This is a genomic window from Psychrobacillus sp. NPDC093180 (assembly GCF_044754065.1).
In the GTDB taxonomy this organism is placed as follows: domain Bacteria; phylum Bacillota; class Bacilli; order Bacillales_A; family Planococcaceae; genus Psychrobacillus.
Window position 1 is genome coordinate 1 of sequence record NZ_JBIVOJ010000015.1, and the last position, 22712, is coordinate 22712.

Genomic DNA, 22712 nt, shown 5'->3' on the forward strand with positions numbered 1-22712 from the left:
TCGTCCTGAGCCAGGATCAAACTCTCCATAATAGAGAACTTAAAAAGCTCATTTTGTTTTGCTGGCATCATCATTAAATGATGTCATAATTGTTTAGCTATCAGACTAACAAGTTAACCTGAATAGCTCATATCTTAACGTTTTGCATGTTCAGTTTTCAATGTTCATGTTGTTGTCTCGTTTTGACGACTTCTATATAATATCAAGGTTCCACACATATGTCAACACTTTAATCTAAAAAAATTAAACTCTTTCCTTTTCAGCTAGAAATAAGGAAAGAGTTATTTTTAAGTCATTCTATAATATTCTCTATGTACAAAGATCTTTTGGCCGCTAAGTCAATTATTTGGCCAGTTTCTGTTAAACGAATCATAGGCCTCATTTGGGAATCTCTATGGGAAAACACAACTTCCCCTGTTCTTCCATCTGACAAGTGAACTCGAGTTGAAATTGGCAAATCACCCACGAGTGAAATTAATGCATGAACGGCTTCGATATTATATTTGCCAAACTCTTCTTCCTTTATCATCTCTAATACTTTGAATGAGGAGCTCTTCGCACGATAAACACGTTCGGATGTCATTGCATGATAAACATCTGCTACAGCAATTATTTGAGAGTAAACAGATATATTATCCATTTTTTCTCCTTTTGGATAACCGCTTCCATCTAATCGCTCGTGATGCTGGAAGATTGCAAGCTTCAGTTCGGATTTCAATAAAGGGCTGTCTTGTATCATTTGCAAGCTATATATAGTATGTTTTTTTATCTCTGAAAAATCAGCTTCGGTTAAATAGGACTTTTTCTCTCTAATCTTCACATCCACTTTTGCCATTCCTATATCAGCTAGCAAACCAGCAGTTGCTATTTGCTTAATCATTCCTGGTGGATAATTCATTTTTTTTGCTATTGCACCCGATATTATACCGACAGCAATCGAGTGATGTGCAATATAGTTATCTAAAGAAGAAAAACTATTTAGGTAAGAGAATATTTTTTTATCGTCCATAGCCCTTTCAACTAAGGGCATAATTATATTGCGTAATTTTGCTAAATCAACTTTTATTCCAGCTTCCCAAGAAGAAAATTCTTTGTAAAAACTAATTATTGCATCATTATATAGCTTTACAAAATTTGTTTGGATAGCAGGTTCATCTTTATTTTGTATAGCATATACTTGCTCTTCGTTTAATTTATTTATTTCGTCTTCCGTTCTACTAAATACATTTTCTATTATAATAGGTACTTTCTTAACATTAAAGGCACGTAACACTTGAATATGTTCTCTTGTTATTTTAGTGTCCTTTCGAATGATAGGATTTTTTGTATGAACCAAAATATCTTCCGCAAGTACACTTCCTAATCTCAATTCCTCTAAATTTTCTAAAGTCTGGTACATTCCATTCCCTCCTTTTTCTAAATGTTTCTTTAATTATACTAAATATTATTGGTTACTGTATATGCATGAAAAACACTCTTAAACAAATTTGTTTAAGAGTGTTTTTCATTTACTTATTCACTTGTTTCTTCTGTAGAGGATGATTCCGTATCGGTAGGAGAATTTTCTTCTACTTCTGTTTCTTCATCTTCTTCTTTTTCAACTTTTGCGACAGTAGCTATTAGCTCATCGTCTGCAAGTCTCATTAGTCGGACACCTTGTGTACTTCTACCAGTTATAGAAATATCATTTACGTCCATTCGAATGAGCATCCCGTTTATCGTGATTAACATTAAATCTTCTGTTCCATCTACTGCTTTTACAGCAGATAATGGACCGTTTTTATCGGTAATTTGACATGTCTTAACACCCATACCACCACGGCTTTGTAAACGATACTCAGATTCTGGTGTACGTTTTCCATACCCATTTTCTGTAACAACTAATATTTCTTGATCCGGTTCTATAATTTCCATCCCTACTACATAGTCGTCATCTTTTAGACGAATACCTCTTACCCCACCGGCAGTTCTACCCATAGAGCGTATATCATTTTCTTCAAATCGAACTAGCTTACCTTGTCTTGTTCCTATGATAATTTGTTTATTTCCATCCGTTAAACGAACAGCAATCAATTCATCATCCTCACGTAATGAAATGGCGATCAAACCATTTGCTCGGATATGTGCAAATCCAGAGACAGGTGTACGTTTGGTTACACCATGTTTTGTCGTAAAGATAAAATAGCTATCTTCTTCGAAGGATGCCATTGGAATCATTGCAGTAACTTGTTCATCCTTGTCTACACCCAGTAAGTTGATAAGCGGCAATCCTTTTGCGGTGCGACCATACTCAGGTATTTCAAATCCTCTAGCGCGGAAAACTTTTCCTTTATTCGTAAAGAATAAAATAGTGTCGTGTGTTGATGTGTACAATAGATGTTCTACAAAATCATCTTCGTTTGTACCCATCCCTTGAACACCCCGACCACCACGTTTTTGACTCTTATACGTATTAGCAGGCAATCGTTTGATGTACCCTTTGTTTGTCAAAGTAAGTACTGAGTTTTCTACAGGTATTAAATCTTCATCTTCTAAAACTTCTGCTCCACCGGCAACAATTTCAGTTCGGCGCTTATCTGCATAACGATCTTTAATTTCTGTAATTTCTTCTCTTATTATCTCAACTACTCGATACTCATTTGCTAAGATGAATTTTAGTTCTTCGATGAGTTTAACTAAAGCTGTATATTCTTCTTCAATCTTATCTCTTTCTAAGCCTGTTAAACGTTGTAAACGCATATCTAAAATTGCTTGGGCCTGACGTTCAGACAAATTGAATTTTTCCATCAAACCATTTTTTGCTTCTTCGCCTGTTTGCGATGCACGAATTAAAGCAATGATTTCATCAATGTGATCTAAAGCAATTCGTAAACCTTCTAAAATATGTGCTCGATCTTCCGCTTTATTTAATTCAAACTGTGTACGACGGCGGATAACTACTTTTTGATGTTCTAAGTAATAATAAAGCATTTCTTTTATGTTCAATACTTTTGGTTGGTTATCCACGAGGGCCAGCATATTAACCCCAAAGCTAGATTGCAAAGCCGTTTGTTTATATAAATTATTTAAAAGTACATGTGAGTTTGCATCTTTTCGAACTTCAATAACAATTCGCATACCATTACGATCTGATTCATCCGCTAAATGGGTAATACCGTCAATTTTTTTATCGCGAACTAACTCTGCAATTTTTTCGATTAAACGAGCTTTGTTTACTTGATATGGTAACTCTGTAACGATAATTACTTCTTTACCACTAGCTTTTTGTTCGATTTCTACTTTTGCACGAATTAGTATAGAACCCCTACCTGTTTCGAATGCACGACGAATACCACTTTTTCCTAAAATGATACCGCCTGTTGGAAAGTCAGGCCCCGGGATAATACCCATTAATTCCTCTATGGTAATTGCAGGATTTTCAGACAATGCTAAAACGCCATCGATTATTTCTCCTAAATTATGAGAAGGAATATTTGTTGCCATACCAACTGCAATTCCAGAAGCTCCATTTACAAGTAAGTTAGGGAATCTACTTGGTAATACAACAGGCTCTTTTTCCTGTCCGTCATAGTTATCTTTGTAATCTATTGTGTTTTTATTAATATCACGCAATAACTCCATCGCAATTTTAGACATTCTGGATTCGGTGTAACGCATGGCAGCTGCTCCATCACCATCAACTGAACCAAAGTTACCGTGTCCGTCTACTAACATATAGCGGTAGCTCCAATCCTGTGCCATACGAACCATTGCTTCGTAAATAGAGGAGTCACCATGTGGATGGTATTTCCCCATTACGTCTCCTACAATACGAGCAGACTTTTTATGGGGTTTATCCGGAGTATTTCCTAACTCTTGCATTCCATATAAAATTCGTCGATGAACAGGCTTTAGCCCGTCTCGAACATCTGGTAGTGCACGAGATACGATAACACTCATTGCATAGTCAAGAAACGATGTTTTCATTTCTTGACTAATATTGATCCCTTTGACACCTTTATTCGGTATTTCTGACATCCTAAAGACCTCCAATCATACACATTCTTAAATATCTAAGTTTTTCACATACACAGCATTTTCTTCGATGAATTGACGTCTCGGTTCTACTTCTTCACCCATTAACTGCTCAAATATCGCGTCTGCTTCCATTGCGTTATCTAAGTTTACTTGAAGTAAAGTACGTGCATCTGGATCCATCGTTGTTTCCCAAAGTTGCTCTGCATCCATTTCTCCTAGACCTTTATAACGTTGAATATTGGGTTTGGAGGTTTTTGGTAAACGATCTAGGATCTCTTTTAATTGTTCATCATTGTAGCAATACTCGACATGTTTTCCTTGCTTCACTTGAAATAATGGTGGTTGTGCTGCGTATACATAACCTGCTTCAATAAGCGGTCTCATGAAACGGAAGAAAAAAGTAAGCAATAACGTTCGAATATGCGCACCATCAACATCAGCATCCGTCATAATAATAATTTTATGATAACGTGCTTTTTCTAACGTAAACTCTTCTCCAATGCCAGTTCCTAGTGCAGTAATCATTGCTCGGATTTCAGCATTTCCTAAAATTCGATCTAAGCGTGCTTTTTCTACGTTTAGAATTTTCCCTCTTAAAGGTAAAATCGCTTGGAAATGACGATCACGACCTGATTTAGCAGATCCACCAGCAGAGTCACCTTCTACGATGTACAATTCACTTTCCGCAGGTACACGGGATGAACAATCTGCAAGTTTGCCCGGTAGGCTAGAAACTTCTAATGCTGACTTTCTACGTGTAAATTCACGAGCTTTTTTCGCGGCAACTCGTGCTCTTGCAGCCATAAGTCCTTTTTCAATAACTTTACGGGCAGTTTGTGGATTTTCTAGCAAAAATCGATCAAAGCCCTCTGAAAACAAGCTGTTTGTAATCGTACTCACTTCAGAGTTACCAAGCTTTGTTTTTGTTTGTCCTTCGAATTGAGGATCTGGATGTTTAACGGAAACAATAGCTGTTAATCCTTCACGCACATCGTCCCCTGTTAAATTGGCATCTGCTTCTTTTAACAGACCATTTTTTCTAGCATAGTCATTAATAATACGAGTTAGTGCTGTTTTAAACCCCGACTCATGTGTTCCACCTTCATACGTATTAATATTGTTTGCAAAGGATAATATATTAGATGCGTAACCAGAGTTGTATTGCATAGCAATTTCAACGGCAATTCCATCTTTTTCTCCTTCTACAAAAATTGCTTCTTCCGTTATCGGCTCTTTTGATTTATTTAAATCTTCAACGTATGATTTTATTCCGCCTTCGTATAAATATTTAACGGATTTTTCTTGGCCTTCTCTTTCATCCGCAATTGTTATCGACAAACCACGGTTTAAATAAGCTAATTCACGGACACGATGTGCCAATATATCAAATTCATATATAGTAGTTTCGGTGAAAATTTCTGCATCTGCTTTAAATCGAGTTGTTGTACCAGTTATATCCGCTTCTCCAATTACTTCCAAAGGAGTAATCACAGCACCACGTTCAAATTTAATACAATGAATTTTTCCGTCACGTTTTACATATACTTCTGTAAACTCTGAAAGGGCATTTACAACGGAGGCACCAACACCATGAAGTCCACCTGATACTTTATAGCCTCCGCCACCAAATTTACCACCTGCATGTAAGACAGTCATAATAACTTCAACGGCAGGTTTACCCATTTTTTCTTGTATATCTACGGGAATACCACGACCATTGTCTTCTACTCGTATCCAATTGTCTTTTTCAATTGTTACGATAATATGATCACAGTATCCAGCAAGTGCTTCGTCAATACTGTTATCGACTATTTCCCATACAAGATGGTGAAGTCCCTTCGAACTGGTAGTACCGATGTACATACCTGGACGTTTTCTAACTGCTTCTAATCCTTCTAATACTTGTATCTGATCGGCATCATAAGATTTTTCTAACTCTTTTTCTTCCATAGCCAACTTGCTCACCTACTCTTTCATCACTTCAATAATGGTGACTCATATCTAAAAAAAATTTTAATCGATAACTGCTCCTTGTTCCACATGAAACATTTTTGCATGTTGAATCGTATCATGTGCAATGCCTTCTACACTTGTCGTTGTAACAAATGTTTGGACATCACCTTGAATAGTGTTTAACAAATGCGATTGTCTATAGTCATCTAATTCTGATAGAACGTCATCCAGCAATAAAACAGGAGCTTCACCTACCTCCTGTTTTATCAATTCGATTTCAGCTAATTTTAAAGACAAAGCCGTTGTTCTTTGTTGGCCTTGTGATCCATATATTTGAACATCATAATCATTAACGAAAAATTGAAGGTCATCTCGGTGCGGACCTGTTAAAGTCACTCCACGATCAAGTTCTCTTTTTTGATTATCTGTTATTTTTTTTTCAAGATGTTCTTTCATCTCGTTCTCTGTCCAATCTGCTTTAATACCAGAAGTCGAATTATATGAAACGGTCAACTTTTCTAAACCTCTAGAAATACCAAAATGGATTGGTTCTGCCCACTTTTGGAGTAAATCCATAAATTGAAATCTTTTTTGGATTACTTTCACAGCAGCATCTATATATTGTTCCGTGTACACATCAAACATAACATCCTTAAGAAAAGGCTTCCCTTGATTCTGTTTCAATATATGATTTCGTTGTTTTAGTATCTTTTGGAATTGAAGTAAATCATGTAAATAAACAGGGGAAATTTGGCCGATTTCCATATCCAGAAACCGCCTTCTAACTTGTGGACTTCCTTTTACTAAGTATAAATCTTCCGGAGCAAACATGACGACATTTAGCTGCCCGATATAATTACTTAATTTTTTTTGTTCTAAGTGATTAACTTTCGCTTTCTTACCTTTTTTTGACAATGTTAATTCTAAAGGCAAATGACCATACTTTTTTTGAATAGCCCCTCTTATTTTACCATAGTCTGCTTCCCAACGTATCAATTCTTTGTCATTGGAGGTTCTGTGTGATTTTGCCATCGACAATACATAAAGGGATTCCATCAAGTTTGTTTTCCCTTGTGCATTTTCTCCGATAAAGACATTTATTTTGGAGGAAAAGTCCAACTCAATTGATTCATAATTACGGAAATCTTTTAACTCTAACCGTTCAATATACATGTTAATCCCCGTTCTCTGGTCCAATCATCTGGAATCTTCCTACCCCCGGAATATTTACAACGTCTTTGTGACGCAGCTTACGGCCTCTTCGATCTTCTACTTCACCATTCACATAAACGGCATGTTCACTTAAAAACCATTTGGCCATTCCACCTGAATCTATTGCATCTGTCATTTTCAATAGTTGACCAAGTGTAATAAATTCTGAGTCAAAACGAATCTCTTCCAACAATAATTCAACCTCTTCTCATTTTCATTATCCCTTCATTTTACTCCAAATAACCGAATAAGTAAAAAAAAGCGTAAATGGTTTGCAATGTAGCTTGTTTTCGAAGTTTTTTATTTCGAATTATGTGTAACAGTCATCGTCATCTTATGACAAATAACCTCTTATTTTTAGAAAACAGGTATCAACTTACTAAAAAACAAAATCATAAACAGTTTTTCAAAATGGAGCATTATTTAATAAAGCGATCAATATCTTCACGCGATGTGGCATTTTTAACCTTTGTTCCCTTTGTGGGCAGATGATCTTCCACATCGCCTATCTAGCGGATATCATTCAACATACTACCGCACAGTACCCCTAAAAAAGTAGATTTGGTTAAATGCAAAGTTATCCACACTGTTGATAATTTACTCAAGCGTAAAAAAGATAGCCACGATAGTGACTATCCCCAATTTTTTTGTTTTTTTCAAATTAATAAGTTCTTACCGGCAATATAAGCTGCAAAATAGAATCATCGTGAACAGATTTCAATACAAAAGGTCTCATTGCTCCAGAGAACATGATTTTTACATCTTGACCATCGATTGCTTTTAAAGCATCCATCATATATTTTGCACTAAAAGAAAGTTTCAAATCTTCCCCGTCTATGGATTCTGCTTGAATTTGTTCTTCTACATTTCCTATTTCAGGAGAATTAGAGGACACTTCAACAAAACCATCACCAATAGTTGAAAAACGAACAACATTATTTCTTTCTTCTCTTGCGAGTAATGAAGCTCGATCAATTGCTTGGAGCAATGATTTTCCGTTAACTAAAATGGTTGTTTTGTATTCATTAGGAATCAATCTTGACGTATCAGGATAATTTCCTTCTAACAACCTTGAATAGAACAACACATCTCCCGTTTTAAACAGTATTTGTTGTTGTGTCATAACGATTGCTACTTCAGAGGATGTTTCTTCTAATATTTTATTTAATTCATTTAAGCTTTTCCCTGGAATAACAACACTATATTCTTCTTGAGGTAAATCTTTTAGTGCTGTTTTTCTTTTTGCTAAACGATGGCTGTCTGTTGCTACACAGTGAAGCTCTCCCTCTTTTACCGACCAATTAACTCCAGTGAGGACTGGACGACTCTCTGAAGTAGATACAGCAAATACCGTTTCTCTAATAATTGATTTTAGTAAATCAGAAGGAATAAAGAATTGACGATCCTCCTCAATTTGTGGAAGCAATGGATACTCAGATGCATCTAAACCAATTAAGTTAAACTCTGATTTACCTGAACGAATATGTGTTTGAAATTGATTGGTTACTTCGATTTCTACTTCGTTAGTAGGAAGTTTTCGTACAATCTCGTTGAACACGCGGGCTTGTAAAACTATTGTTCCTGCTTCTGTCACTTTAATAATTTGTTCTCCATTTTTTTCTGTTGGAATATAGGTTTGAATAGTGATGTCGGAATCACTGCCCGTAATATAAAGTCCTTTTTGTGAAACTTCTAATTTAAGACCAGTTAAAATTGGGACAGTTGTTTTTGAACTTACTGCTTTCATTACGTCATTTAATCCCTCTAATAAACTATCTCTCATTACTTCGAATTTCATTTTTGTACCTCACTTATATAGTTATTATTTATTTAAAAGAATAATAGATATAGTAATAGGGCTTGTGGATATGTTGATAAGTGTATTTTAACCTTTATATGCCTGATTATCCACATGTGAATAAGTTGTTCTTAAGTGAAAGGATAAAGAATAAACTTATCCACAATGATTTATCTCCCTAAAATAGTTTTTATTTGTTTTAAGTCATCTTGCAAATTTGTATCATCTTTAAGCATTTTAGAAATCTTCTCGTGTGCATGAATAACAGTTGTATGATCTCGGCCACCAAACTCTTCCCCGATTTTCGGCAGAGAAAAGTCTGTCAGTTCTCTAGAAAGATACATTGCGACTTGACGAGGAAATGCAATAGACTTAGTACGTTTTTTAGCTGCGAAATCTTCCAACCTAATGTGAAAATGCTCCCCAACTACTTTTTGAATGTCTAAAATGGTAATAATTCTTGGACGTGCATTAGGCATAATATCTTTTAGTGCTTCTGTTGCAAGTTCCGGGTTTATATCTTTATTTACAAGAGAAGAATAAGCAACTACGCGTATTAATGCCCCTTCTAACTCCCGAATATTCGAATCGATTTGATTTGCTATATAGGCCATTACTTCATCCGAAATATCCAGTCCGTCAGCTCTTGCCTTTTTACGTAAGATAGCAATTCTTGTTTCTAAATCTGGTGGCGCTATATCAGTTATTAAGCCCCATTCAAAGCGAGAACGAAGTCGATCTTCCAGTGTAGGAATTTCTTTTGGCGGTCTATCACTTGAAATGACAATTTGTTTGGATTCTTCATGTAATGCGTTAAAAGTATGAAAAAATTCTTCTTGAGTTGATTCTTTTCCGGCAAGGAATTGAATATCATCTATTAACAGGACATCTATGTTCCGGTATTTATTGCGAAACTCAATAGTTTTATTGTCACGAATAGAGTTAATGAATTCATTCGTAAATTTTTCAGAAGATAAATAAACCACTTTTGCATTGGGATCGTGTTCTTGTACATAATGACCAATCGCATGCATTAAGTGGGTTTTTCCGAGTCCAACTCCTCCATATATAAATAGAGGATTATATGCTTTTGCAGGTGCCTCTGCTACAGCTAAAGAAGCAGCATGAGCGAAGCGGTTTCCTGATCCAATAACAAAAGTATCAAACGTGTATTTAGAATTTAAAATTCCAGGGGAAAACTCAGATTGTTCTCCATTATTATTAGGGATTTTCGGTTTTGGTATATCAAACTCTTCTACGTCTTGGTTCTTTGGTACAACAAAAGAAATAAGAAGTTCGTTACCAGTCACTTCTGTCAAAATTCCAGCAATTAAATGGACATAATGGTTTTCAAGCCAGTCTCTTGCGAAGGAATTCGGCGCAGCTATTGTAACAGTCTCTCCTTTATATGAAAGTAGCTTCGTCGACTTTAACCAAGTTTCAAAACTAGGTTTCGATGTTTTCTTTTCTACTTCAGAGAGAACCTTTGCCCAAAGTTCTTCTAAATGTTCCAATAATCTAGTCTCCTTTTTTAGAGTAGTAAAACGTTCATATTTACAACTTGCAAAAATAATTAATATGTATAGATTTAAGACATATACACAAATCCACTTCCTGTGGATAAATATTGTAAACGTACGTGGAAAAACTTATCCACAGATTATTAACAACTGTGGATAAGAAAAAGTGGTAAAATTTAATTGAAAAAGTAAAACACAAATATCGTAACAAAAAAACATTGTAATTACAAGAGATTTAAGAGTTATCCACAATTATCAAATTATTAACATTCCAGGTTGTCCACAAGGTATGATTATGTTCAGAACATGTTCATAAGTCTTGTGGATATTTTTTTCTGTTTATTTTTTTATACACAAGCAAAAAAGAGGAGTAATAATAATTGTGGATAAACTATCTTTTAAACGAGGACTATAAGAATTTGAAAAACGATTGACATAATCACAGTAGTTATATATAATATCGGAGACTGTCTAAAGAAATTTGTAAGATGATCACTCAGGAGGTGTCATATAGATGAAACGTACATTCCAACCAAATAGCCGTAAACGTAGCAAAAACCACGGTTTCCGCGCACGTATGAGTACTAAAAACGGTCGCCGCGTATTAGCAGCACGCCGTGCAAAAGGAAGAAAAGTATTATCAGCATAAGTCCACTGACCATTCAGTGGTCTTTTTTTTCTTTTATAACGATTAGTCGGAGCAGGTGAAACGATGAATAAAAGACAACGAATAAAAAGAAACGCAGAGTTTCAAGAGATCTTTAAAAAAGGAAAGTCATTTGCCAATAGACAATTCGTTGTCTATTGCTTAGCAAAAGAAGAGGATTATTACCGTGTTGGATTGTCGGTAAGTAAAAAAGTAGGGAATGCAGTAGTCCGAAATCGTATAAAGAGATATATTAGACAAACCTTTTTAGAAATACATGATCAAGTGTATTCGAATATGGATTATATAATTATCGCCAGAAATCCGGCGGCCAAGCTAGATTTTCATGAAACCAAAAAAAGTTTGGAACATGTTTTAAAAATTGCAAAGGCAATCAAAAAGAAAAGCTAGTGTAGACTTTCTTAGAAATGGTAAGATGAAATGAAGATATATAATTAGGGGGAAAGAAGGTTGAAAAAAAGATTATCATTAGTACTATTACTAGTAGTAGTAACTGCACTACTTGCTGGTTGTTCTGAATTTAATGAGCCGATCTATTCTGATTCAGAAGGATTTTGGAATCATTACATCGTTTGGCCGTTAGTTTCAGCTATTACTTACTTTAAAGATTTACTAGGCACTTATGGTTTAGGAATTATTACGGTAACAATTATTATTCGCTTAATAATCTTGCCTTTAATGATTAAACAGACAAAAAGCTCGAAGAACATGCAAGAAGTACAACCTGAATTACAAAAATTAAAAGAAAAATACAGTTCTAAAGATGCAGTAACTCAGCAAAAGTATCAGCAAGAAATGATGGCCCTTTTTAAAGAAAGAGGAATCAATCCAGCTGCTGGGTGTTTACCGGTGTTTATACAAATGCCAATACTAATAGGTTTTTATCATGCAATTAGCCGCATGAATAATACACCTGAAATCAATCTAGGTGACTTTTTAGGATTTGCGTTAGCAGAGCCTAGTATAATACTTGCAGTTCTTGCTGGTATTATGCAATTGATCGTTTTACGTACTGGTCCGGCAATGGATAATCCGCAAATGAAAATTATGATGTATATCATGCCATTTATGATTATTGGATTTGGTATCGTATTACCGGCTGCATTAACATTATATTGGGTTATCGGAAACATCATCTCTATTATTCAAAATTTATTCATTTATAAACCTTGGAACAAGAAAGCAAAAGAACCTGTTAAATCGGGAGGGGCTAAAAAATGAATCAGATTACACAAACTGCGCCTACAAAAGAAGAAGCTATAACTATTGCACTAGAAAAGCTAGGAGTACCCATGCAAGATGTGTCGATTACAGTAGTGGAAGAGGGTAAAAAAGGTTTTCTAGGATTTGGAGTAAAACCTGCAGTTGTACAAGTAACTGTTTTTAAAAAAGAAATAGTAGAAGAAGTTCCTAAAACAGAAAAAATTGAAATAGAACAACCTCAACAGGGCCAGCTTCATAACACAGAAGTAAGTGTACTAAGTGAGAAAGAAGAAACACCTGTAAAGCAACAAACGAATGAGTTGGCATTAGAGGAAACTACACGATATATAGAGAAAATCGCTAAAGAGATGAAAATAGATGATTTAGTAATAACTGAAAAAAGAGATGGAAAGTTTGTTCATCTTCATCTAAATAGTGATAAAGCGGCGTTATTAATAGGAAAGCGTGGACAAACACTGAATGCGCTTGAAAATTTATCCCAGCTTGTCGCAAATAAGTTTTCTAATTCCTTCATTATTATTAAATTAGATGTTGGAAATTACCGAGAGCGTAGAAGAGAGTCACTCGAGCAGCTTGCAGAAAGAATGGCAGACAAAGCTGTTCGAACAGGTAAAAAAGTAGAATTTGAGCCGATGTCTTCTTTTGAAAGAAAAATAATTCATCATGCACTATCTGTTCGTGTAGATATAGAAACCTATTCAATGGGGACAGATCCAAATCGTTATTTAGTTATAGAACCAATAAAGTAAAAAGAAATGGGTTTTAGCTCTCAATAGCTGAAATCCATTTTTTAAATTTTATCCCGCATTAACGAGCAGTAAGACTCCCACTTTAAGATTGAAGAAAAGCGAAAAGATAAGTGGGAGATCAACTGCTGGCATGCGCCCGATTGGTTCAACTAACAATCAGTGGGGGATAGCGGACTAAAAGCGCGACGTCCATGTCGCAACGTCCGCACTAGCACGTCCTGTGCGTCGGAACCCCCCACTGATTGAAGTTTCACTTTATTAGCAATACCGCAGATTGTGAAGGAAGTATGAGAATAATGTCAGCCAGGCCAAGTCGGATTTATACGAAGATAATCGATATGGTTAAATTGGTACATTTTGTTCACACGAATAAAAGTATCTATGCTTCTGATTTTGGGTATTTTGTGGTATCGTTATATGTTAGATAGTCGTGTTCGTTTACTTATTCACATGTGGATAAGTGTTAAACTGTAAGGAGGTAGACACTAGTGGAATTTGATACAATAGCAGCTATTTCTACACCGCTTGGTGAAGGGGCTATAGCAATAGTAAGAATCAGTGGGTCTAATGCAGTAGCTATAGCAAATAAAATTTTTCGTTCACCAAACGAAAAAGATTTACTAAAACAAGCATCTCATACGATACATTATGGACATTTAGTTGATCCTAAAACGAATGAGGTAGTAGAAGAGGTAATGCTATCCTTAATGAAAGGACCAAAAACATTTACAAGAGAAGATGTAATAGAGATAAATTGTCATGGAGGACTTGTATCGGTCAATCGTGTCTTACAACTCATTTTAATAAATGGTGCACGACTCGCAGAGCCAGGTGAGTTTACGAAACGTGCATTTTTAAATGGAAGAATCGACTTATCGCAAGCAGAAGCTGTCATGGATTTAATAAGAGCAAAAACAGATAAAGCGATGAATGTTGCTTTAGGGCAAATGGACGGACGATTATCTAGACTTATTAACACATTAAGACAAGCTCTTCTTGAGACTTTGGCACAGGTAGAAGTAAATATTGATTATCCAGAATACGATGATGTGGAAGAAATGACACTTCCACTGATGATAGATAAATGTACTTGGGTGAAAGAAGAAATTGATAAACTATTAATTACTTCATCTCAAGGAAAAATACTTCGTGAAGGACTTTCGACTGCAATTATTGGCAGACCGAACGTTGGAAAATCTTCTTTATTAAATAGTTTAATACAAGAAAATAAGGCTATTGTTACGGATATAGCGGGAACTACAAGAGATATTATAGAAGAGTATGTTAATGTACGCGGAGTTCCGTTAAAATTAGTAGATACTGCTGGAATCCGAGAAACAGAAGATATCGTTGAAAGAATTGGTGTAGAAAAATCACGACAAGTATTAAAAGAAGCAGATCTTCTTTTACTTGTGTTAAACAATGCAGAGCAACTAACCGAAGAAGACCGTCGACTATTTGAAGCGGTTGAAGGTATGGATTGCATTATCATCATTAATAAAACAGATTTACCGTCCGAAATAAATATGGACGAAGTGAAGCAGTTGGCAGGCGATAAACGAGTAGTCACGACTTCCTTACTTCAGGAAGAAGGGGTCGATGAATTAGAAGAAGCAATAGCTACTCTATTTTTCGAAGGATCTATTGAAGCATCAGATCTAACATACGTGTCGAATGCTCGTCATATATCCTTATTACATTTAGCAAAAGCAACTGTAACAGACGCAATTGAAGCTGCACATAATGACGTGCCAGTGGATATGATTCAAATAGATGTGACAAGAACTTGGGAAATACTAGGCGAGATAGTTGGAGATACAGTGGAAGAAAGTCTAATTGACCAGTTATTTGCACAGTTTTGTTTAGGAAAATAAAAAATTGAGAGGAAGTAACGAACATGCCAAACTTTGAAGCAGGCAAGTTCGATGTGATTGTTGTTGGAGCAGGACATGCAGGCGTGGAAGCAGCACTAGCAGCTGCTAAAATGGGTGCAAAAACGCTTGTTTTGACAATAAATCTTGATATGATTGCATTTATGCCATGTAATCCATCCATCGGAGGGCCAGCGAAAGGAATTGTTGTGCGTGAAATTGACGCATTAGGCGGAGCCATGGGAAAAGTAATAGATAAGACACATATTCAAATGAGAATGCTGAACACTGGGAAGGGTCCAGCTGTTCGAGCACTGCGTGCGCAAGCGGATAAAGTGTTATATCAACATGAAATGAAACGACTACTTGAAGAACAAGATAATTTAACGATTCACCAAGCAGTTGTAGAAGAATTACTTGTAGAAGATGAAAAAATCATTGGATTAGTAACACAAGTAGGGGCTATTTACCGAGCAGAAACAGTGGTCATTACTACAGGTACATTTTTACGCGGAGAAATAATCATTGGAGACTTAAAATATTCAAGTGGACCAAACAATCAGCAACCTTCTATTAAATTAGCGGATAGTATCCGAAATTTGGGCTTTGATTTGGTTCGATTTAAAACAGGTACTCCACCACGTGTAAATAGTAAAACAGTAGACTATAGTAAAACAGAAATTCAACCTGGCGATGACGTTCCTAGAGCATTTAGTTTTGAAACAACTGAATTTATCATGGATCAATTACCATGTTGGTTAACATATACAAGTGAAAAAACACATCAAATTATTAATGAGAATTTACATTTATCTCCTATGTATTCTGGTATGATTAAAGGAACTGGACCAAGATATTGTCCGTCTATTGAAGACAAGGTAGTTCGATTTAATGATAAACCGCGCCATCAGATTTTCTTAGAACCAGAGGGAAGAAATACAAAAGAAGTATATGTTCAAGGATTATCGACTAGTCTACCTGAGCATGTTCAACGACAACTAATAGCCTCAGTTCCTGGACTTGAAAATGCAGAAATGATGCGTGCTGGCTATGCAATTGAATACGATGCAATGGTACCAACTCAATTATGGCCAACACTTGAAACAAAAAAGATTCAAAACTTATACACTGCAGGTCAAATTAATGGAACTTCTGGATACGAAGAAGCAGCAGGTCAAGGATTAATGGCTGGTATAAATGCGGCACTGCGAGTACTAAACAAAGAAGAAAAAGTGTTAAGCAGATCAGATGCATACATCGGAGTATTAATCGACGATTTAGTAACAAAAGGAACAAATGAACCATATCGTTTACTTACTTCACGTGCAGAATATCGTTTGTTATTACGTCATGATAATGCTGATTTAAGACTTCTTGAAATAGGCTATGAAATCGGTTTGGTCTCTCAAGAGAGATATGATCAATTTTTAGCTAAAAAGAAACGAATAGAAGATGAATTAGTTCGTCTTCGCACTCTAATCATTAAGCCAAATGAAACAACACAGGCGTTAATACGTAGTGTAGATGGTAGTGAACTAAAAGATGGTATACGTGCTGCTGATCTACTGAAGCGAACAGAAATGCACTATGATTTAGTTGCCGAATTGGTTCCGTCAGAAGTAGAATTAACATTAGAAGAAAAAGAACAAGTTGAAATTCAAGTAAAATATGAAGGATATATTGAAAAATCTCTTCAACAAGTAGAAAAACTTAAAAAAATGGAAGACAAAAAAATTCCTGACCAACTTGATTATGATGCAATTTCTGGAATTGCTACGGAAGCTAAACAAAAATTGAAGCAAGTCTGTCCATTATCTATTGCACAAGCATCTCGTATATCAGGAGTAAATCCAGCGGACATTTCTATCTTGCTTATCTATATCGAACAAGGAAAAATCGCTAAAATATCTGGATAGTCTTAAATGATAAGGAGAACTACATGAACGAAGAACAATTTAAACAAGCCCTTCATGAAAAAGGAATTTCACTAAGTGATGTTCAACTAGAACAGTTTAAAAAATATTATGAACTACTAGTTGAGTGGAATGAAAAAATGAATTTAACAGCTATCACAGATGAACCTTCTGTCTATTTAAAACATTTTTTTGATTCTATTAGTGCTTCTTTTTATGAAGATTTTAATGGCCCTTTCTCTGTTTGCGATGTAGGAGCAGGGGCTGGATTTCCAAGCATTCCTATAAAAATTTGTTTTCCACATATAAAAGTAACTATAGTTGATTCATTGAATAAAAGAATTCAATTTTTAACTAATTTAAGTAAAGAATTAAACTTATCCAATGTTCAATTTGTGCATGCTCGAGCAGAAGAATTTGGACAAAATAGTGAATATAGAGAAAAATATGACATTGTAACTGCAAGAGCTGTAGCAAGGCTCTCTGTCTTATCTGAATTATGTGTCCCCCTAGTAAAGGTGGGGGGCAGGTTTATTGCAATGAAGGCTGCTAGTGCTTCCGATGAGTTAAAAGATGCGAAAAAAGCACTAGATGTGCTAGGTGCTGAGAAAAGTGGAGAGTATTCATTTCTTTTACCTATAGAAAATAGTGAGAGAACGTTATATGTCTTTTCTAAAACAAAAAGCACACCGAAAAGATACCCTCGAAAGCCAGGTATTCCAAACAAAACGCCTATTATTTAACCTTACTAAACGGCTTGTTTCTATCTACAATTCATTAATATATTACAAAGTTATTTTCTTTAGAATTAGAGATAAGAAGCAAGTATGTTAAGGTGCATTAAATTGAGGAACGTTCCACGTGAAACATTTATAGTAGTGTAATTTTTTCGTGAATATTAAGTGTATAGAGTTTCTAAAAGGTGGTGCTTGTTAGATGAAAAGTCCTTTTTCTCGTTTTTTCGGAAGCTCTGAAAAACAAGGACAAGATGTAGTTGTGGAACCCACAAAACATCATTTAGAAGAAGTAGTGAATATAGCAATTGAAAAAATCATACCCAATAGATATCAACCGAGAACTGTTTTTGATGAAGCAAAAATAGAAGAACTTGCTCGGACTATTCATACGCATGGTGTAATTCAACCAATAGTCATCCGTAAAATGGATGATGAAAAGTATGAAATTATTGCTGGGGAGCGACGTTTTCGAGCAATGTCGAAATTGCAGTGGGCAGAAGTACCAGCAATTATTCGTAATTTAAGCGACAAAGAAACTGCTTCTATTGCTTTAATAGAAAACTTACAACGGGAAGAACTAACCGCAATTGAAGAAGCAGTCGCTTATCAAAAGTTGCTAAAACTGCATGAGCTTACCCAAGAAGCATTAGCACAACGTCTTGGAAAAGGGCAATCTACTGTGGCTAACAAACTAAGACTGCTAAAACTCCCGGAAGAAGTGCAAGAAGCAATTCTGAAAAAAGAGTTATCAGAAAGACATGCAAGAGCATTAATGCAAATTAAAGACAAAGAAATCCAAATGCAATTGATGAACATGACAATAGAACATCATTGGAATGTAAAACAATTGGAACAAAAAGTAGAAGAAATTATAAATCCTCCTGTGAAAGAGGATAAAAAAGCAACAAAATCAAAAAGAAAAGCTGTTAGCAAAGACGTACGAATTGCTTTAAATACGATAAAACAGTCCTTATCTATGGTTACCAAGAGTGGTATTAATATTAAAACAGAAGAAGAAGATATGGAAGAATTTTATCAAATTACTGTGAGAATACCTAAAAAGAAATCATAATATATTATCAAATTCAAACTCTGGCATTTTTGCAAGAGTTTTTCTTTTGTTACAAGAATAATATCCAATTTTCTTGAGAAATTTGATAGAATGGAATAGAGTCAAAAAATTACGACGAAAGTAGGTGCAAGAGTGGGAAGAATTATTGCAATAGCCAATCAAAAAGGTGGTGTGGGAAAGACTACTACATCTGTTAACTTAAGTGCCTGCCTTGCCTACTTAGGCAAGAAAGTTCTACTTGTAGATATTGATCCACAAGGAAATGCTTCTAGTGGCGTAGGTGTGAATAAAGGTGATATAAGTCAATGTATTTACGATGTTTTAATAGATGATGTAAGTGTTTTAGAAACAATTCAAGAAACAAAAGTGGAGAATCTGTATATTGTTCCCGCTACTATTTCTTTAGCAGGAGCAGAAATAGAATTAGTTTCAACTATTTCTCGAGAGGTTCGATTAAAAAAAGCATTACAAGAAGTAGAAAATCAATATGATTACATCGTTATTGATTGTCCACCGTCTCTTGGATTATTGACTATAAATTCGTTGACTGCTTCAGATGCTATTATTATACCGGTTCAATGTGAGTTTTATGCCTTGGAAGGGTTAAGTCAATTGTTAAGTACTATACGACTTGTACAAAAGCATTTAAACAAAAATCTAGAGATTGACGGTGTTTTATTAACTATGTTTGATGCCAGAACTAATCTAGGTATCCAAGTCATTGAAGAAGTAAAAAAATACTTTCAAGAGAAAGTATATAAAACGATAATTCCTAGAAACGTACGCTTGAGTGAAGCACCCAGTCACGGAGAACCAATTATTATTTACGACCCGAAGTCTAGAGGAGCAGAAGTATACTTAGAACTAGCGAAGGAAGTGATTCGTAATGGCTAAAGCTTTAGGAAAAGGTATTAACGCACTCTTTCCGGGGGAAGATCAATTAAAAACAGAGAGAGTTGAGCAAATTAGTTTAACAGATATTAAGCCTAATCCTTATCAACCTCGAAAAGTATTTGATCAAGAAGCGATGAAAGAGCTTACTGAGTCTATTAAAGAACATGGTGTATTACAACCAATTATTCTTCGTAAAAAAGGTTCAAAATATGAAATAGTTGTTGGAGAGCGAAGGTTCAGAGCTTCTCAGCTTGCTAGTTTAGATATAATACCTGCTGTGATTCGAGAGCTGACGGATCAACAGATGATGGAGCTCGCTATACTAGAAAATTTGCAGCGTGAGGATTTAACACCAATAGAAGAAGCAGAAGCTTATCAAAATTTAATGGAACATTTAAAGTTAACGCAAGAACAACTTGCATTTAGATTAGGAAAAAGTAGACCACATATTGCTAACCATGTACGATTACTAACATTACCTGAAGTCGTAAGAAATGCTATTTCTGATGGTATTCTAACAATGGGACATGGGAAGGCTTTACTAGGTTTAAAAAAGAAAAAAAACATTCCAATAATCATGCAAAAAACGGTTAAAGAAAACTTAAATGTACGTCAATTAGAAGCATTAGTACAAAGGTTAAATGAAAATGTTCCACGTGAAACAAAAAAAGAAGAAAAAGATATTTTTACGAAAGAAAAAGAATCTGAATTAAGAGATCTATTTGGTACATCTGTTTCGATAACAAAAGGTAAAGAAAAAGGAAAAATTGAAATTGAATTTTATTCAGAAGATGATTTAGAAAGAATATTAGAACTATTAGAGAATTGATTCAGCCTATTTCTAGGGCAACCTAGGAATAGGTTGTATTTTTAGAGACGAGATGAGGATTACGGATGGTGTTGTTGGGGACTTTAGTAAATGCTCTATTAATAATTATAGGGGCTATTGCTGGACGGTTGTTAAAAGGAATTCCTGAGAATATGAAGCAAACGGTTATAAGTGCAATTGGAATAGTGGTGACTGTTTTAGGTATTCAAATGGGCTTAGAAAGTAGTAATTTTGTATTAATCATTATTTGTATAGTGTTTGGAGCGGTTATAGGTGAATGGATTGATATAGATAAATGGTTAAATAAACTAGGTCAACTTTTAGAGAAAAAGTTTGGTTCAAAAGCTTCTCAAGGAGGAAGTATCGCACAAGGCTTTGTTACGAGTACTCTTATATTCGTTATCGGCGCTATGGGTGTATTAGGAGCATTAAATAGTGGACTTCAAAATGATCATGAATTACTCATAAGTAAAGGAATTATAGATGGCTTCACTTCTATTATCTTATCAGCAACGCTAGGAATAGGAGTATTGTTATCAGCAATTCCAGTAGCAATTTACCAGGGAGTAATTGCTTTATTTGCAACACAAATCACAAAAATTATACCAGAAGCTGCGCTCGAGTTATTTCTCCAAGAAATGACAGCTACTGGCGGCATAATGATTATAGTAATTGGTTTAAATTTACTTGGCTTAACCAATATTAGGGTGGCGAATCTCTTACCAAGTTTAGTGGTTGTTGGCATTGCGGTTGCTATTATTTATATCTTTTAGATTATAACGATGCCACGCTAAAAGAAGAGAGCGTGAAATCACTCTTCCCATTTCAAAGGTGAGATTGAGTCGGGTACTTTGCAAAACATTATATTCCATAAAACCTCCAATATTAACAACAGCTTTAATGGAGACTTCTCCGATTGGGGGTAATTCTTTTTTTACTGCCTTTCCAGGGAATAACGGACCACGATGTACAATAATCTGTCCAATATTGTTTGCATTCCCTAAACAAGCATCAATAGCAATAATATAAGGTGAATCAGGTGCCCTTTTTAATTCCTCTGTTATTTCTTCTAGATTCAAAGCGTGTAAAGGATTATCTAAGGTTCCGACAACTTGAAATGGAAAAGAAACGAGTTGCGTTAAAAAGGAGCCAGTCATTGGACCAAGCGCATCGCCTGTAGAGCGATCCGTTCCTATACAGCAAAAAACTAAGTTTTGGTGATCAAAAGGAATATGTTCTAAAAAGTAGTTGCTTAATCGCCAAACTACTCCTGTTTCTTTATAATAGATAGTAGAGGGATGTTGAGTAACTGTCGCTTCAGAATTCATGAGTTTTACTCGCTTTCTTTTTAGCATAGTATATGCATCTAGAAGATTATTTATTCAAGTAGAGGTGATAAACGACTTTATGGAAAATACTATTCAGAAAATACAGGATTACTTATTTACAGAGGACACATGGATACAGCTTGGAATAATAAGTATAAAAATAATTGTTATTTTATTGCTAACAACAGTTGTAGTGAGAGTCGGTAAACGTATTATCAAAAAATTATTTTTTGTGAGACAAAAAAGTCCTTTAGGATATTCGGAACGCAGACAAAACACTTTGGAAAAGCTATTACAAAATATTTTAGCTAATGTAGTGTATTTTACTGCGATCATAGCGATTTTAAGCACTTTTGGCATAAAAGTGGTAGGACTACTTGCCGGAGCCGGAATTGTGGGACTTGCAGTTGGTTTTGGTGCGCAAAGCTTAGTAAAAGATATAATTACAGGATTTTTTATAATATTTGAAGACCAGTTTGCTGTGGGTGATCAAGTACAAATTGGTACAGCCAATGGAATTGTGCAGGAAATTGGTTTACGTACAACGAAAGTGAAAAGTTATACAGGGGAACTTCATATTATTCCAAATGGAAGCATTACGAACGTGGTTAATTACTCCATATTTAATTCATTAGCTTTGATAGACTTTAGTGTAGCTTCTGAAACAGATCTTTTAACATTAGAGAAGAATATACAAGAATTTCTGAAAGGTTTACCGAGCAAATACGAGGATCTTGTTAAACCACCAAGTTTTTTAGGAGTACAAAGCTTTAGTGCAACGGAGATAGTTGTCCGTATTACCGCTGAAACAATACCGACAAAACAAGCGGGGGTTGCTAGAAAGGTACGTAGAGATTTGAGAGAGTTCCTGGAGCATAAAGGTATTCAAATTTCATAATTAAATAGCGATATTAATCCTAGTAAAAGA

Annotated in this window: 20 protein-coding genes; 12 read left to right on the forward strand and 8 right to left on the reverse strand. The window is 35.2% G+C overall.

Translation table 11 applies throughout. The features are described from left to right. Window positions 1-292 precede the first annotated feature (292 nt). The 7 genes from ACIP9W_RS18940 to dnaA all read right to left on the reverse strand — a co-directional run bounded on the left by ACIP9W_RS18940 (window position 293) and on the right by dnaA (window position 10494). Window positions 293-1399, reverse strand: coding sequence for an HD-GYP domain-containing protein (locus ACIP9W_RS18940; protein ID WP_400792635.1), 1107 nt, complete (start codon window positions 1397-1399; stop codon window positions 293-295). 113 nt (window positions 1400-1512) lie between these two features. Continuing rightward, on the reverse strand, window positions 1513-4017 hold the full coding sequence (gene gyrA, locus ACIP9W_RS18945; protein WP_400792637.1) for a DNA gyrase subunit A: 2505 nt from the start codon (window positions 4015-4017) through the stop codon (window positions 1513-1515). Window positions 4018-4044: 27 nt separating this feature from the next. Further along, window positions 4045-5967, reverse strand: coding sequence for a DNA topoisomerase (ATP-hydrolyzing) subunit B (gyrB, locus tag ACIP9W_RS18950; protein ID WP_400792764.1), 1923 nt, complete (start codon window positions 5965-5967; stop codon window positions 4045-4047). Window positions 5968-6030: 63 nt separating this feature from the next. Further along, complete coding sequence (gene recF / locus ACIP9W_RS18955; RefSeq protein WP_142540827.1) at window positions 6031-7143, reverse strand: DNA replication/repair protein RecF; 1113 nt, start codon at window positions 7141-7143, stop codon at window positions 6031-6033. Between the two features lies 1 nt (window position 7144). Then, on the reverse strand, window positions 7145-7372 hold the full coding sequence (gene yaaA, locus ACIP9W_RS18960; protein WP_142540836.1) for a S4 domain-containing protein YaaA: 228 nt from the start codon (window positions 7370-7372) through the stop codon (window positions 7145-7147). 471 nt (window positions 7373-7843) lie between these two features. Further along, window positions 7844-8980 (reverse strand): DNA polymerase III subunit beta, encoded by a 1137-nt coding sequence (dnaN, locus tag ACIP9W_RS18965; protein ID WP_400792640.1) that lies wholly within the window; start codon window positions 8978-8980, stop codon window positions 7844-7846. A gap of 170 nt (window positions 8981-9150) precedes the next feature. Next, window positions 9151-10494, reverse strand: a complete 1344-nt coding sequence (gene dnaA, locus ACIP9W_RS18970) for a chromosomal replication initiator protein DnaA (RefSeq protein WP_400792642.1) — start codon at window positions 10492-10494, stop codon at window positions 9151-9153. Window positions 10495-11014: 520 nt separating this feature from the next. Here dnaA and rpmH point away from each other — a divergent pair. From rpmH to ACIP9W_RS19025, 11 genes are all read left to right on the forward strand, one after another. Then, window positions 11015-11149: a 50S ribosomal protein L34 gene (rpmH, locus tag ACIP9W_RS18975; protein WP_142540824.1), complete on the forward strand. Its 135-nt coding sequence runs from the start codon at window positions 11015-11017 to the stop codon at window positions 11147-11149. 63 nt (window positions 11150-11212) lie between these two features. Next, window positions 11213-11557, forward strand: a complete 345-nt coding sequence (gene rnpA / locus ACIP9W_RS18980; RefSeq protein WP_400792644.1) for a ribonuclease P protein component — start codon at window positions 11213-11215, stop codon at window positions 11555-11557. A gap of 60 nt (window positions 11558-11617) precedes the next feature. Beyond that, window positions 11618-12388 carry a membrane protein insertase YidC gene (gene yidC / locus ACIP9W_RS18985; RefSeq protein ID WP_142540822.1) on the forward strand — a complete coding sequence of 257 codons (771 nt, stop codon included), beginning with the start codon at window positions 11618-11620 and terminating at the stop codon, window positions 12386-12388. After that, complete coding sequence (jag, locus tag ACIP9W_RS18990; protein ID WP_400792646.1) at window positions 12385-13140, forward strand: RNA-binding cell elongation regulator Jag/EloR; 756 nt, start codon at window positions 12385-12387, stop codon at window positions 13138-13140. The genes yidC and jag overlap by 4 nt, the downstream gene beginning before the upstream one ends. Before the next feature lie 488 nt (window positions 13141-13628). Next, window positions 13629-15014, forward strand: a complete 1386-nt coding sequence (gene mnmE / locus ACIP9W_RS18995; RefSeq protein ID WP_282241688.1) for a tRNA uridine-5-carboxymethylaminomethyl(34) synthesis GTPase MnmE — start codon at window positions 13629-13631, stop codon at window positions 15012-15014. 23 nt (window positions 15015-15037) lie between these two features. After that, complete coding sequence (gene mnmG, locus ACIP9W_RS19000; RefSeq protein ID WP_400792648.1) at window positions 15038-16927, forward strand: tRNA uridine-5-carboxymethylaminomethyl(34) synthesis enzyme MnmG; 1890 nt, start codon at window positions 15038-15040, stop codon at window positions 16925-16927. A gap of 23 nt (window positions 16928-16950) precedes the next feature. Further along, window positions 16951-17667 (forward strand): 16S rRNA (guanine(527)-N(7))-methyltransferase RsmG, encoded by a 717-nt coding sequence (rsmG, locus tag ACIP9W_RS19005; protein ID WP_400792649.1) that lies wholly within the window; start codon window positions 16951-16953, stop codon window positions 17665-17667. Window positions 17668-17860: 193 nt separating this feature from the next. After that, window positions 17861-18733, forward strand: a complete 873-nt coding sequence (gene noc / locus ACIP9W_RS19010) for a nucleoid occlusion protein (RefSeq protein WP_400792651.1) — start codon at window positions 17861-17863, stop codon at window positions 18731-18733. Between the two features lie 132 nt (window positions 18734-18865). Then, window positions 18866-19627, forward strand: a complete 762-nt coding sequence (locus ACIP9W_RS19015) for a ParA family protein (RefSeq protein WP_142540816.1) — start codon at window positions 18866-18868, stop codon at window positions 19625-19627. Further along, entirely contained in the window at window positions 19620-20456 is an 837-nt protein-coding gene (locus ACIP9W_RS19020) for a ParB/RepB/Spo0J family partition protein (protein ID WP_282241681.1), read from the forward strand. The genes ACIP9W_RS19015 and ACIP9W_RS19020 overlap by 8 nt, the downstream gene beginning before the upstream one ends. 65 nt (window positions 20457-20521) lie before the next feature. After that, on the forward strand, window positions 20522-21229 hold the full coding sequence (locus ACIP9W_RS19025) for a DUF554 domain-containing protein (RefSeq protein ID WP_400792654.1): 708 nt from the start codon (window positions 20522-20524) through the stop codon (window positions 21227-21229). Here ACIP9W_RS19025 and yyaC read toward each other — a convergent pair. Beyond that, on the reverse strand, window positions 21185-21811 hold the full coding sequence (gene yyaC, locus ACIP9W_RS19030) for a spore protease YyaC (RefSeq protein WP_400792656.1): 627 nt from the start codon (window positions 21809-21811) through the stop codon (window positions 21185-21187). The genes ACIP9W_RS19025 and yyaC overlap by 45 nt on opposite strands. Before the next feature lie 52 nt (window positions 21812-21863). Here yyaC and ACIP9W_RS19035 point away from each other — a divergent pair, with 52 nt between their 5' ends. Continuing rightward, window positions 21864-22682: a mechanosensitive ion channel family protein gene (locus ACIP9W_RS19035; protein ID WP_400792658.1), complete on the forward strand. Its 819-nt coding sequence runs from the start codon at window positions 21864-21866 to the stop codon at window positions 22680-22682. The last annotated feature ends 30 nt before the right edge of the window (window positions 22683-22712 follow it).